Source organism: Butyrivibrio sp. AE2005, from assembly GCF_000686965.1.
Lineage (GTDB): Bacteria > Bacillota > Clostridia > Lachnospirales > Lachnospiraceae > Butyrivibrio > Butyrivibrio hungatei_A.
The window spans coordinates 1-13,714 of sequence record NZ_JMMD01000029.1 but is presented as its reverse complement, the minus strand read 5'-3'; the positions used below and the strand labels follow the sequence as shown (position 1 = coordinate 13,714).

Sequence of the window (13,714 nt, the reverse complement as noted above, 5' to 3'; positions counted from 1 at the left end):
GTTATGACTTTTTTGAACAAAAGACTTCTAAAAAGTCATGTTTCAATCTGTTATCGCTTCATTCTGCCTGTGTATCTCGGGCGCTTCATACTTATCCATGAAATCATCCCCAAGATAATGCTTTTCTTTTACAAAATTGATTGAATCAACAACAGTATATACCGACACAAGTCTGTCGAATGAGAGTCCTTCTATAAAGTTAAGCATCTCCATAGGGAAAGATCCGTCAAGCACGATCGCATCGGGAAACGCCTTGTTATAATCAAGGTAGTCTCTCGGGTGCTGTTTTATCATTACCACAGCATCCCTTCCATCTATATTACCATAGGCGTCAATAATGTCTCTGAATATACGCTCTCTGGTCTCCAGATCGCACAGAGGCTCTGACAAAACAAGAAGTGTCTTTCCGTCTTTTTCCTTAAAGAGCTTATCCCTAAGTCCCTTAATATCATCGACAAAGAGTTCCAGCATCTTCTCTTTTTCCTGCGAAGTAAGTCTGTCCGTGAGCATCTTCCTCGGAAGTTCGACATATTTTTTACAAGGGTAAGGAAGCACCGATATGTTATTAACTTCCATGTCTATGCAATATCTTCCGTAGCCGTTTTGGATATGAATAAGTCCCAGAGATGCGATAAATGCTTTGATCTTAAAATGACCTCTGTTATCATAACGGGCCGTATCATAATATCTTATGCAGTCCAGCCCGTCCTCAACGGCGTGATATCTTATCTTCTTGTAGTTAAGATAATAGCCTATCGGATCGGAATCACAGAAAACATATATATCCTTGTATTCCCTGAAATCAACCGGAATATACTTCTCCTGAAGCTTGCCGAATTTCCTGCAGAACTTCATTCTCTTTATCATGTTCGCCGCGATATTACCCGAATCAGTCTTAAGCGCTTTTAGCTCAGGAAAAAAAGTGTCTTCCTTCTCATCGTACTCAAAAACTTCCTCAAAGATATCGCTCTTCTTCGCTCTCTCCACCATATTTCCGAATTTATTGGACATCTTGGAAAGAACAAGCGAAGCTTTTCCGCCGTCAGCAATATAAAATTCTTTTAAGCATGCCACATACACATGGTAAAAAGTGTGACAGACATAAATTCTATCGAACATCTCTTATCTTCCGTTCCTTAGATCTCTGTAAAACCACAACAGTCTGTAATAAATATAAAACAGAAGGTGTGACTTCATCTGCATCTTAATAAGCTTCTTTTCTTCCGCATGGACTTTTTCAATATAATATTTGTTTTTCTGAAACCCCGGGAAAGTCTCTTTCATCTCTTTTGCAAGCTTCTTTGCAAAGCCGTAGCTGTTCTTAATCCCTGATTTCCTGGGCATTACGGAAAAAAGTGTGTTCACATAAAATAACACGGTGTATTGGAATTCAATCTCGTCTTTATAGTCATCAAAGTAGCCGTTTTCCTTAGCTTCCGTAAGTATCTGTCTTCCGGCGGTCATTCGGTCTTCGAGGTTCTTCTCGGAAATGCTGTGAACCGTCGAAGCATTGTGCTGATAATAAAAATAAAGCGGCTCTTCAATATATTCAAAATGCTTGGACCTTATCATCCAGGTATTACTTACCGCATTGTCCTCGTAAAAAATATCTTCGGGGAAAACATCCAGTTTTTCTTTTGTTCCCGGAATATAATCTCCGACTATGATCTCTCTTTTATAAACCTTTACAACAAGACTTCCTGTCTCTATAAGTAGGTTCTTATAGCGCTCTTTATCCATAACGCCTGTTTGGGAAAAATTGTTGTTGTGGACTACCTTTCCGACTTCGAAGGTATGTTTATCCACAAAGCAGTAGTCACATCCGACCATATCAGCTCCCGTCTCTTCGGCCTTCTTAATAAGCCTTTCGTAGTAATCGGGAACAATCCAGTCATCGGCATCTATAAATCCAAGCCACTCGCCCTTTGCAACGGCAAGTCCGATATTCTTGGCTCCGCCCTGATGGTGATTAACTTCGGACCTTATGGCAATGAAATTATCCGGATACTTTTTGCTGTAATCAAGAAGTATATCATAAGAATTATCCGTCGAGCAGTCATCGACCGCTATAATTTCAAAGTCCTTGGGCTCAAGCGTCTGTGCCACAAGACTCTTTAAACAATAATCAAGTTTTCCGTCAGCTGCCATGTTGTAAACAGGCACTATTATACTCAGTTTTTTCATGTAAGCTCCAAAATTGCCTCAGCTATCTTTTTGGCCCCGTCTCTTCCGACTATGCTTCGGGCCGAGTCACTCATCTTCTGTCTAAAAGCTTTATTATCCACTGACGCAACGCCCCAGGTCACAATCTTGCGCAGCACCTTGTCATCCTCGCGCACATCTCCCGCGTATTTGGCCGCTCCGACTTTGTCAAAGCCTTTTACAAATTCCATCTGATTGTCTGCCATACTGAACACTACTGTCGGAACGCCGATCGCACACAACTCGTAAAGCGTTGTCCCACCTGCAGTTACAGCAAAATCAGCTTTTTCCATAATTTCCGACATATCCGTCACGTATTCATGAAGTGTAATCTCCGAATGCTTACCGGCAAGTTCTTTTAGTTCCTCTTTGTAATCGTCTTCAAAAAGAGCTCCCACTATAACATCACATGAAATATCCGTCGCAAAACACGGCACATTACTGCCAACTTCCCGCTCTTCATAAACACTCTTAAGCATAGTTCCGATAACGCGATAAGGATCTGTTCCTCCCGTAGAAAGAAATGCTCTTCCCGCAATATCTTTTACATTGTAATCAATGTCTGAAAACTGTTTTCTCAAGGGTGCATATTCTCCACCCAGAAGTTTTACAGGTGCACTGTACATGTTCTCATCAAAGATCAGATCGTAATTGACAACCATGTCAACCGGATAGTCAAACTTGCAAAGATCGTCAATATAGCCGGTCTTCGTGCTTGGACTGTTCTCTTTTATAGACTCGTTCAGAAGATTAAAATACTCTTCTGTCATAAAATATGAATCTATTAGGAAAAAATCCGGCTTCTCATCTCTGAGCATCTCGTCCATTACAGGAAAATCCGTTAGTGAATCCGAAAAAACAGAGTGAAGTATCGTTGCATTGTAGAAAACTCCGTCCTCCTCAGACAAGGTCTTTAAAAGATCCGCGCTGCTTTCGTCAGATAAGATAAACTCCACATCTGCCCCAAGATCCGACAGCTCTTTTGCGATTGTCATACACCTGCGTATATGTCCTGTCGCTATTATTCCGTTACCGTTTGCCTTGATCCAGACTTTTTTTCCCATTCTGTCCTCCCGGCATTAAACATAAACAGTTCATATCCTTAGTTAAAATCTTCGTACTTAAGCGGTTCGCCTCTGTACAGGTCATGCGAAGCTCTCTTTCCGACAATATTGTCATATTCTATAGGCGGAAGCCCGTTACCCGGACGGATCGATCTGATATTCTCAGAAGTAAGCACTTCGCCCTGTTTGATGTCTTTTACAATAAAAAGAGATCTTGCTCCTTCTCGCTCTGTTTCCTGAACGGGAGTAAGCTTATATTCTTTGCTTCCAAGAGCTTTTTCAACCATTCTCACATTCTTTACAAGCTCCGCAAACTCCTGCGGTTCCATTGAAAAAGCTCCGTCAGGACCTCCGTCACTTCTCTTTAGTGTGAGATGCTTTTCTATCATTCTTGCACCGAGCGCAACAGAAGCTACCGCAACCGCGCTTCCCATAGTATGATCGGAAAGTCCCATAACACAGCCGTATTCCTGTGCAAGCGTCGGTATCATATTAAGATTTACATCTTCATATGGCGTTGGATAAGCGGATGTGCATTTCAAAAGAATTACATCCTTATTTCCCTCTGCAAGACACGCCTCTATTGCAAGCCTTATGTCGCTCTCCCTTGCCACTCCAGTAGCGATGATCATCGGCTTTTTCTTTGATGCGCACTGCCTGATAAGCGGAATATCCGTTATCTCATAAGAAGCGATCTTGTATGCGGGCATATCCATCTCTTCCATGAAATCAACAGCCGTGCTGTCAAAAGGGGATGAAAAGCAATCAAGTCCCAGCTTTTTTGCCTCTTCGCAGAGCTTTGGCTGCCAGTCCCAAGGGGTGTATGCTTCCTCATAAAGCTTATGAAGAGTTGTACCGTCCCAGATAGTTCCGCCCGTAATCTGAAAATAGCTCTTATCAGAATCGATTGTTATCGTATCAGCCGTGTAAGTCTGCAGCTTTATGGCATCAACACCTGCCTCTTTTGCAGCATGGATTATCTCTATTGCCCTGTTATAATCCTGCAGATGATTGGCTGACATCTCAGCAATAATATAGACTGGATCGTCAGTTCCGATGTAGTGATCTGCGAGCTTGATCCTCCGGTTAAGTTCAAACATAGACATTTCCTATGTCCTCCAAAAAATTACTCAAATCTGTTTTTTGCCATGTACTCATCATTTGTCCAAGGCTCTCTTGCAACAAAAAGACTTCCGTCCTTTTTCTTTACATAGACAGCCGGAAAATAATGTATGAACAGAGGAGTCAGGCAAATCGTGTATCCGCCTGCATTTGTAAAGACTACCCTGTCCCCCGGCTCAAGCTTACGCTCGTTATCTGCCGGAAACAATCTGTCGTATTCCATACAGGTTGCGCCGCATATCATCTGCGTAGAGATAACTTCTCTGTTCTCATCATTCTTATATTCAAGTCTGTGAGGATACACCCTTCTTGTGACCTGCGGATTCAAGTTAACTCTGCTTCCGTCTATCACCACGTAAGTGTGCTCTCTGACCTGCTTTGTATCAATAACACTTGTCACAAAATCAAAACTTGATGAGACCATGGAAACTCCGGGCTCCATAATGAGCTTTGTCTTGCTCACATCAAACTTCTCAGAAAGAACCTCCGCAATAGCCGGAACATAATCCCTAAAGTCAGGCTTTCCCTTTACTCCGCCGTAGTAGCCGCCGCCCATATCGACATATTCAAGATTGAGATTATACTCATCTGCTACTATCACTGCCACTCTTGCTAGTGCTTTGAATGCATTGATTGTTCTGGACTTTGTCGATGAATGAAGATGAAGCCCCGCTATCTCAACATTTGCGTTTTCCTTAAGCTTTTCTATCACGTTCTTAAGCGCGCCGTTTTCGTAGCAATATCCGAACCTGCTGCCCTCTTCATCTGCCAAAACCTCATCCGGTATCAGCTTCTGAAGGTCGTAGTTTACTCTAAGCCCAACTTTGAGCTTCTTGTCCTTATTTGCCGCAGCGATCTCTTTTACCCACTCAGGTTCATAGTTTGAATCAAGATTAACTATTCCGCCGCCCAGGAGCACTTCTTCAAATGCGCTTCTATCCTTGATCGGTCCGTTAAATATCACCTGATTTGGTCTATATCCAAGCCTTTTTGAAAGTTCATACTCTTCCTTTGATACCACTTCCGCATAAAAGCCGTTATCCTTAAAGTGCTTAAGGAGCCAGGGAAGTGAATTGGTTTTTACGGAAAAAGAACAGATGTAATTATTCCATCCCTTCTTCAAAGCGCCTTTCAGCAATTCAATATCCGCATCTAGTTTACTCTCGTCAACTCTGTAATACGGAGTTTTGAGAGCCGTATCATCAAATTTGGAAAAAGAATCCTTTGCCGTCAGACTTCTTTTTCCCTCGGCGCAAAGCCTCTTAAACTTCTCCTCAGCTATCTCCCAATCCTTAGGAGTATCTATATCCTGAACTTCGTCCTCATCAAGAATGATCGGAACCATATCGTCCACATCTGTTGTTCCGTCTCTAAAAAAAGCATCAGTTCTGCAAGCATAGAACTGGCCGCTGTCATGATAAAGTTTCTCAAGATCCTGAGATCTCACCGTGGCAAATTCAGGATATCTCCGCACAAGTCTGCCGTTTTCCACAACAAAACCTCTCTGCGGAGGATATGAAAACAGGCAAACAGGCGTTACCGACTCATGCTCATCAAGCTTAACCATCGCTTCTTTTAGCCTATCAGCCGTTATGAATGGAGCCGTTGGATATATGCAGCAGAACTTATCAAAGTTCTTTCCGTTTTCCTTATATGTATTAAGTACTTCCGCTATAACCTGATCGGTTGTCGCATAGTCACCTGCTGTTTCGTCAGATCTGAAAAAAGGAATCTCGGCACCTGCTGCCTTCGCTATCTCAGCTATCTTCTCATCATCCGTAGACACCATTACCGTATCAAATGCACCACTCTCTATCGCAGCGCTTATTGAATAAGCAATTATTGGCTTTCCGCAAAAATTCTTTATATTCTTGCCCGGTATTCTTTTGCTTCCGCCTCTTGCGGTAATTATCGCAACAGAGCTCATCTGTTATCCTCCAGCTCAAATTCACTAAGTATTGCATCTGCGTATCCGTCAAGTTCAAATGGCGAATCCGCTTCAATGCAGAAATATCCTCTTCCCATGACTGAAGCTCCGTTCGTGACTTTCCCAAGAAACATGCCTTTTTTGAGATTACAGCACCACGCCTTTAACGGATATTTCTTGAAAAGCTCCTTCTCATCGGGAACTTTATTAACTCTGACATTTTCAAAATCAAAATATCTGATGAGCATGTTCTTTTCCACATCAGGCTCAAAAGAATATGATTTATCAAGCGCAGGAACTGCAAATTTAATAAACTCCGTGACTTCATCGACACCGCTTGCAAGTGGTGTGAAAAGGTTATGAAGGTTATGTCCCGAAGGTCTTGCGGAAATTTCAATTATAAAGGGATTACCGTCATTGTCCTTGATTATGTCCGCGTGAATGATATTGCTCTTAAAGCCTATCGCATCTCCTGCTCTGGCGATAAGCTCTTTTGTCTTTTTGAAAAACTCTGCATTCTTATCGGTTTCGATAACGGAATAATATCCGATGCACTCTCTGTACGGTGGCGGGGTATTCTTTTTTCCTCTGAGAAGAATAAGTTTAAACTCTCCGTCCACAAAAACTCCGTCCACGCCGTACTCGGTTCCTTGAACACAGGTCTCAACGCAATAATCCTCATCGTAGGGCTGACCTGAAAGGAATTTCTCTTTAAGTTCCTGTGGAGTATTGAACATCTCTACTCCGCGGCTTCCCGATCCAAATCTGGGTTTTACTATCACGGGATAAATCGTGTTAATCTCATCAATATCGGTATTTTCTTCTCCTGCCGGAATCAGGTAAAGTTCTGCATTTCTAAGTCCTTCTTCCGCGAGTATCTTATGAAACTCGTATTTATCCGTGCATACATTTGCCGCATCAAAAGAAACACCGCAAAGATTATATTTATCATTAACGGCACCTGTCGTAGTCAGATATCTACCGATTGGAACAGGCAGAACCACGTCAGGCTTATTTCCATCCCTATCCAATATCTCAAAGACCTTCTGCGGATCTCTTATATCTACAACAAAGGAAGCATCGGCCGCTTTAAGACCAGGTGCTTCCGGGTTTCCGTCAAGAGCTATCACTTTAAGGCCCAGCTCTTTTGCCTTATTTATCACATAAATTGATTCGGAGCTTGCTCCGATTACTGCTGCTGTCATATGTTTACGCCTCCTTCAAAAGGTGCTAAATCGCGCATATTTAGACGTATTGATTATAATATATGGCGGGGCAAAGGTCAAAAAAATGGGGGGCTTTACATAGTGGGGGTATGCGCTCATAAAGCGATTTTTCACACCTGTTATGCTCGTTGACATTCAATGCATAAAAAAGCGGAAAGATTTATTCTTCGCTCCAAAACTCGCCCATAAATGGGCTCAAACAGTTGGAGCGAGACAGAATAAATCTTTCCGCTTTTTTATACTCTTGAATGTTACAACTCACATAAATGGTGTGAAAAATCGCTTTATGAGCTATATACTTCCACTGTGTAATAGCCGGTACTTAATCATCCTCACCGACCGGCTTTACTCCCAAACTGATATCCAACAGCAAAAACCATTAAATAGGTTAATGCACATAAACATATCAACAATGTAAAATTGACATTTTTGATGAAATACTTAGCATAAATATGCCCCAACGCACTTATTCCTATAACTACGCCTCCACCTGCCTCCATATATAAGTTATTCCCTACTCTGAAATGACCTAAAGCAGCTCCGACCATAAAGAATACAATCATTAAAATCACAATGACAGGCATATAATTTTCGATATCGTACATTGTCGTTTGGTGATATGAAATAAAGAGAAACAATATACAAAACAAAACCGAATCTATTCCCAAGAAAAGATTAAACTTAAATTCCGCTATATCCTTTTTACAAAATATCATCCCCATAATTACTATTGGCACCAGCACTATTGCATCCGTCATTATATATTCTTCAAGTCTATTGCTTTCGACAGATATCAATGTTAGCAAATCTATTATTATAAAAAGAAACGAAAGTATAATATATGATGTAAATATTTTGGAATTCAAACGTATCATAATAATTTCCACAATCTGTTTTTTGTTATCCTCAGACCTATTTTTTGGCAAAAGTCATCTCTAGTATTTTGTCCCATTAACCAGCTCTATAAATTTTAATACGCCTTCTTTATGATATTGTGTGAGTTTATTCATTTGCACTTCTTCAACAACGTTACTCACTACAATACTTTCACTTTCTTCAGTTACTTTAAATACGCAATCATGTGTACTGTTATAAAAGCCAATTTCTATTTTATTACATCAAATTTTAGCAACTGAATCATCTTCTTTTAACTTATAAAATAAATCATCATATCATCTCAATACTCATATGCTTTTGTAATTCACTAAGAATCTCAGAACTCTGATCATAATTTTCAAGTTTTATCTTATTTGATTTACCTTTATTAATCACGCATATGCTATCTTGGACACTGTCATAAAAGCAAGTTTCTATTCTATCGTAATAGAAACGCTTTTCACCTATTATTTTCTTTTCGACAAAATAATCAGTATTGATTATTATCCTTTTTATCCCTAATAGGCAAGCCAGCAACAATATCAATACAGCAAACACTGTCACAACAAAAATCGTGCCAAAATTTTCCTTGATACTTATGTCTCTTATAATGAAAGTTCTTGATACTGTCACCAAACCTGCCGGCAGTGCCATAAGGATTAGAAGCATCTTATTTTTAAATCGTTCTTTATATATCTTTGTTCCCATTATATCAACACTCTCAAAACAGTTTATTTTCGCGGACAATTCTTAGAAAGATAATATAATAAAAGATCATAATTCTTATATGTTCCATTACTTATATAAATTGATTCACTATCACAAAACTTAATTGCTATTTCACTATACCTATTCATTCTTGCAGTTTCTATAGTACTAGAATAGGAAACAATCTCATTTGGAGTTATCTCTTGTTTCTTCTTAAATGCTCTTTTTATAACTATCTTATTATTGTCTACAATTATCCTATCTGATATTAGATGCGATAATTTCCAAAATATAACTCCAATCAACGCGATAGGCATAAATAATAAAATATATACTCCTATACTGTTTTCGCCTGTTCTAATATATTCTACTATCAAACAAAGGAACAACATTAAGCACATCATAATTCCAAAAACACAGGTAACCGCCTCAAATATCCCTTTCCAATTTAATACAACCTTAAAGGAATCTATTGCTTTATTTTTCATCCTTCACAAGCCTCCTGCCAATCCAAATACGCATTTTCTGTATCGGATAATCCTTTTATTAAAAAATCAGTAAAGACTTTTCCTGCTCTTCTTGCAGGTGCCATATTAATTGCTTCCCATTTAGTCAGCTTATTACTCAACTGGCGCCATTCACACTCTAAAGCTCTAATACGTGCTTTACTTTTCCCTTTTAATCGTGCACGCTGTAAGTTTGCTTGTGCATTCTCAATATCCTCCATTAAATCCATATACCCTTTTTGCTTTTTCAAATCAATATTCTTTAACTTAATTCCTGCTGAAGCCACAAAAGCAGCCCCTTCAGCAACTCCATTCGTTATCAAAAAACGCTTTCCATCTTGTAAACTCTTAGAAAATGAAAACTCCCCCTTCCAAAAATCTATTACAGAACTGGTGGCAGTATCCATCCCCGTTGTAGTTCCAATACGTAATAATGGATTTATAACTTTTGCAGCTTTACCCGCATTTTTAATGTAAGTAGCATCTCCAAGCATTCCACTTAATGCACCTCCACCTGCAGATACTCCGACTTCCACCCAGTCAACGTTTGTACCATTTTGAGTTATTTGTGTTCCTAAATCAACTAATGCGCCTCCAACCGCGCCACCTAATGCTGGATTTATAAACGACAAACCAACCCCTGCTCCAACACCAATAACCGAAACAATAGCGCCTGCCACTTCCTTATTATCATTAACCCACTTTCCAACGCTCGTTGATGCAATTTTATTATTTAAACTTGCCTGCACACTATTAATAGAGTTTTGTAGATTGTTAGCGGCATCCCATGCTTTAACAGCTCCAATAGAAAGTTCAGCCGCAACCCTAGTAATAAAACTAGGCTCATTTCCATCATTATCAACAAGATTCACCGGATTGCTCCAGCAATAGCCATAATGATTGATTGTAAACGGGCTATCAATGAACCCCTTTACATTATCTTCAGACTGGAACCTTCCATTATCAGCACTATAAAATCTTGCCTGTGCAAATTTTAATCCCGACACTTCATCTTCCTGATAGCCTGTGAATGCAAACGGCTGTATGATGTTTCCGTTTGTCGTGTAAGCATGCTTCTGATTTTTGTCTCGTCTATTTCCTGTGAATGGATCTATGTTTCTTCCAAAGTCATCAAAAGCATATGAGCTTACAGCCATTCCGTCTGTACCTGTCATGTACATAGGTGATCCAAGTTCATCCTGAAGGTAATAGAAATTATTACCTTGCTTTGACATAGAGATCACATTATTATCATAAACAAAACTCTCTGTCTCACCGTTCACTGTTCTCTCAAGAAGGTTATAGTAATCCTTTGAAAGATCGCAGAGGTACTCGATTTTCTCTTCAGGTCTTGTGGATTCTACTCTGAATCCAAGTCCGTTATAATGGTTCTCAAGTTCGCCCTTATCCTTATCAACTACCTTTGAGAGCATATTTGTAGCATCAAAAGTAAAGATCTTCTGTAAAAGACCATCTATGAACTCTCTTGTCTGGTTGCCACGCTTATCGTAATCGTAGGTCTTGAGGATAGCCTGAGAGTTATTAAGCTCCTTAGCTTCTACAAGTCTGTCAAGAACATCATATGTATAAGATGTCTTTGTCTCTGTTTCAGACATACTTGTTCTGTTGCCAAATGCATCGTATTCGTAGGAAACTTTTGTTATTCCATCGTGCGTTGTCTTTGTAAGACGTCCGATAGCATCATAGCTGTATTCATATCTTCCAGATACCTTTTCAAGACCTCGTCTGTTTCTATCGATACCAGTGATAAGGCCAGAATTATCGTATGAATAGAAATACTTATCAAGTACGCCCTGTTTATCGGTACTTGTCATACTTTCAAGATTTCCACCGGGCATGTATGTATAAGCCTGGCTTACGCCGTTAGCGAAGTTCTTGCTTACAAGTCGGCCTATTTCATCATAAGCATATGTTGTCTCTTCACCATTTCCGATTACGCTACTGAGCTGAAGCTTATTGTCGTAATTATAAGAAACCACTTTTCCATCAGGATATGTAAGCTTTGTTCTCTCACCTGTAGCGCCGTACTCATAAGCTACAGTCCTGTTCTTAAAGTCTGTTACCTTTGTAAGTCTGCCAAGGATATCGTTCTCAAGGATTGTATTTCCGTACCAGTCATTTATCTGACTTAACTGGTTAAGCTCGTTATATGAGAATGCAACACTTCTTCCGTCAGCATATCCTACCTTTGTTACTCCACCGGCATTATTATACTCATATGTTGTTGCATAGTTATCCCTGTCAGTCTTTGTCTTAAGGCGTCCATACTGATCGTACTCATAAGTTTCCTTCTGACCAAGAGCATCTGTTACTTCCGTAAGCTGACCCGAAAGATCATATGAATAGATTGTTACACGTCCGTCTTTACCAACTGTAGGGAATACGTCTCCTGATTTCTCTTCATTGCTTACAAGCCCTTCTGCCCTGTGCACGCTCTTAAGATTATCAAGGGCATCATAAGTATATGCTGTCTCATTTCCAAGAGCATCTACTACGCTCTTAAGACGCCCTGTAGCTGTATATGTATAAAGAGTTGTACTATTCCCGTCAATTACCTTTGTAGCTCTTCCAAGTGCGTCATACTCATATTCAACACATCTTCCATCCGAGCCTGTTACTTTATTTACTCGGCTAAGAACATCATAGCCGTAATCAATCTCATAACCGTCAGCAAATTTTCTTGTCTTAACTCTTCCTGCTCCATCGTATGTAAGTTCCTGCTCTGTTACGCCACAGAAGCTTACTGCTGTAAGTCTTTTTCCTTCTGTGTATGTGAACTTACGCACTTTTCCTGCTGCATCAGTGATTGAATCTATAAGATCCATTTTGGTGTATTTGTAAGATACTTCATTTCCAAGAGCGTCCGTTTCCTTTGTCACTCTGTTTAAAAGGTCATACTCACGCTTTGAAACATTTCCGAGAGTATCTGTAACTTCCGTAACGTTACCTGCTTCGTCATATGTATGGCCTGTCTTATGACCGAGAGCATCTGTCTCTTCCGTGACTCTGTTAAGGGCATCATAAACATAGCTCTTTATTCTGATATCGCCAAGATACTCAGCCGTTACATTTCCGTTCTTATCATAATCATAGCCTGTTGTTCTTCCCTCGGGATCTGTGACTTTAATAAGTCTCATAAGAGGGTCATACTCATACTTTATCCGGCCGCCGTTTGGAAGTGTTACAAGTTCCTGCTTACCCATCGCATTATAGGTTATTTCGGTACTTCTTCCTTCTTCGTCGGTTACCTTTGAAACCCTTCCCATAATGTTAATGTCAAAGTTTTTTTGTGTTCCGTCAACTTCTTTAACAGAAGTCACTTTTCCTGACTTATCATATCCGTATTCCCTTGTATTTCCGAGGGCATCTGTTGTCTTTACGATCCTGTCAGCGTTGTCGTACTCGTATGATGTTGTGGCTCCGTCTGCTGCCGTGGAAGAAATAACTCTATTAAGTTCGTCATACTTATAGCTCGTCTTTACTCCGTCAGGATCTGTTACTGTAGCGACATTCCCTCTGTCATCGTAAGTAAAGTTTGGTCCTATTCCTCTATCATCAAAGATTGCTTTTATATTTCCTTCACTGTATGCAAATATAAGGGCGTTTCCTCCGGGAGCTGCAATCTCTTTTATTGTGCCGTTTTTGTTGTAAAAATATTTGTATGTGTCATCTCTTGGTCCTTTTACGGTATGAAGCTTTCCGTCTGCCCTGTAGGTAATGTTGGTCTTATTTCCAAGCGCATCAATAACCTGGGTTACATGACCTCTGTTATCATAAGCGATTTTGGTCGTATTGCCGTTCTTATCGGTAATACTTGTTTTAAGATTCATGCCATTGTATGAATAAGTTTCCTTGCCGTCATAGTAGGCTGTCTCTATATGCCTTCCGAAATCATCATGCGTGTAAGTAACCTTATTGCCGTTCTGCTCTGTAGCAACCGTTATCTTCTTCTCGTCGTCATACTCATATGTCATCACAGTATTGTCAGGAAAACTCTGCTTTACTGTTCTTCCCTGCTCATCATACTCATTTGTGATAGATGTAATTCCTTTTGGATTAATT

The 13,714-nt window shown here is 40.0% G+C and carries 10 protein-coding genes; all 10 read right to left on the bottom strand.

Going from position 1 to position 13,714, the window contains the following annotated elements:
- Nucleotides 1-42: 42 nt before the first annotated feature.
- Entirely contained in the window at nucleotides 43-1,119 is a 1,077-nt protein-coding gene (locus DL92_RS0113700) for a glycosyltransferase family 52 (RefSeq protein ID WP_026668041.1), read from the bottom strand.
- A 3-nt stretch (nucleotides 1,120-1,122) separates the two neighbouring features.
- Nucleotides 1,123-2,184 carry a glycosyltransferase family 2 protein gene (locus DL92_RS0113695; RefSeq protein ID WP_026668040.1) on the bottom strand — a complete coding sequence of 354 codons (1,062 nt, stop codon included), beginning with the start codon at nucleotides 2,182-2,184 and terminating at the stop codon, nucleotides 1,123-1,125.
- A complete protein-coding gene (gene pseG, locus DL92_RS0113690) occupies nucleotides 2,181-3,266 on the bottom strand; it encodes a UDP-2,4-diacetamido-2,4,6-trideoxy-beta-L-altropyranose hydrolase (protein WP_026668039.1) in 1,086 nt (361 codons plus the stop codon). The genes DL92_RS0113695 and pseG overlap by 4 nt, the downstream gene beginning before the upstream one ends.
- A gap of 38 nt (nucleotides 3,267-3,304) precedes the next feature.
- Nucleotides 3,305-4,372 (bottom strand): pseudaminic acid synthase, encoded by a 1,068-nt coding sequence (gene pseI / locus DL92_RS0113685; protein ID WP_330371119.1) that lies wholly within the window; start codon nucleotides 4,370-4,372, stop codon nucleotides 3,305-3,307.
- Nucleotides 4,373-4,392: 20 nt separating this feature from the next.
- Nucleotides 4,393-6,315: a pseudaminic acid cytidylyltransferase gene (pseF, locus tag DL92_RS21765; RefSeq protein ID WP_081816914.1), complete on the bottom strand. Its 1,923-nt coding sequence runs from the start codon at nucleotides 6,313-6,315 to the stop codon at nucleotides 4,393-4,395.
- Complete coding sequence (locus DL92_RS0113670) at nucleotides 6,312-7,520, bottom strand: ATP-grasp domain-containing protein (protein ID WP_026656635.1); 1,209 nt, start codon at nucleotides 7,518-7,520, stop codon at nucleotides 6,312-6,314. The genes pseF and DL92_RS0113670 overlap by 4 nt, the downstream gene beginning before the upstream one ends.
- A 353-nt stretch (nucleotides 7,521-7,873) precedes the next feature.
- Nucleotides 7,874-8,299: a hypothetical protein gene (locus DL92_RS19405; RefSeq protein ID WP_185750465.1), complete on the bottom strand. Its 426-nt coding sequence runs from the start codon at nucleotides 8,297-8,299 to the stop codon at nucleotides 7,874-7,876.
- Between the two features lie 409 nt (nucleotides 8,300-8,708).
- A complete protein-coding gene (locus DL92_RS0113660) occupies nucleotides 8,709-9,125 on the bottom strand; it encodes a hypothetical protein (RefSeq protein ID WP_026656634.1) in 417 nt (138 codons plus the stop codon).
- A 23-nt stretch (nucleotides 9,126-9,148) separates the two neighbouring features.
- Nucleotides 9,149-9,613: a hypothetical protein gene (locus DL92_RS0113655; RefSeq protein WP_026656633.1), complete on the bottom strand. Its 465-nt coding sequence runs from the start codon at nucleotides 9,611-9,613 to the stop codon at nucleotides 9,149-9,151.
- Nucleotides 9,610-13,714: RHS repeat-associated core domain-containing protein (locus tag DL92_RS0113650; RefSeq protein WP_026668037.1), on the bottom strand; the 4,105-nt coding region annotated here is incomplete at its 5' end. The genes DL92_RS0113655 and DL92_RS0113650, both read right to left, overlap by 4 nt.

Bases quoted from the DNA above. Each gene is read 5' to 3' on its own strand.
- pseF (WP_081816914.1), bottom strand. From the start codon at position 6,315: ATGAGCTCTGTTGCGATAATTACCGCAAGAGGCGGAAGCAAAAGAATA.
- DL92_RS19405 (WP_185750465.1), bottom strand. From the start codon at position 8,299: ATGACGGATGCAATAGTGCTGGTGCCAATAGTAATTATGGGGATGATA.
- DL92_RS0113670 (WP_026656635.1), bottom strand. From the start codon at position 7,520: ATGACAGCAGCAGTAATCGGAGCAAGCTCCGAATCAATTTATGTGATA.
- DL92_RS0113700 (WP_026668041.1), bottom strand. From the start codon at position 1,119: ATGTTCGATAGAATTTATGTCTGTCACACTTTTTACCATGTGTATGTG.
- DL92_RS0113655 (WP_026656633.1), bottom strand. From the start codon at position 9,613: ATGAAAAATAAAGCAATAGATTCCTTTAAGGTTGTATTAAATTGGAAA.
- pseI (WP_330371119.1), bottom strand. From the start codon at position 4,372: ATGTCTATGTTTGAACTTAACCGGAGGATCAAGCTCGCAGATCACTAC.
- DL92_RS0113660 (WP_026656634.1), bottom strand. From the start codon at position 9,125: ATGGGAACAAAGATATATAAAGAACGATTTAAAAATAAGATGCTTCTA.
- DL92_RS0113695 (WP_026668040.1), bottom strand. From the start codon at position 2,184: ATGAAAAAACTGAGTATAATAGTGCCTGTTTACAACATGGCAGCTGAC.
- pseG (WP_026668039.1), bottom strand. From the start codon at position 3,266: ATGGGAAAAAAAGTCTGGATCAAGGCAAACGGTAACGGAATAATAGCG.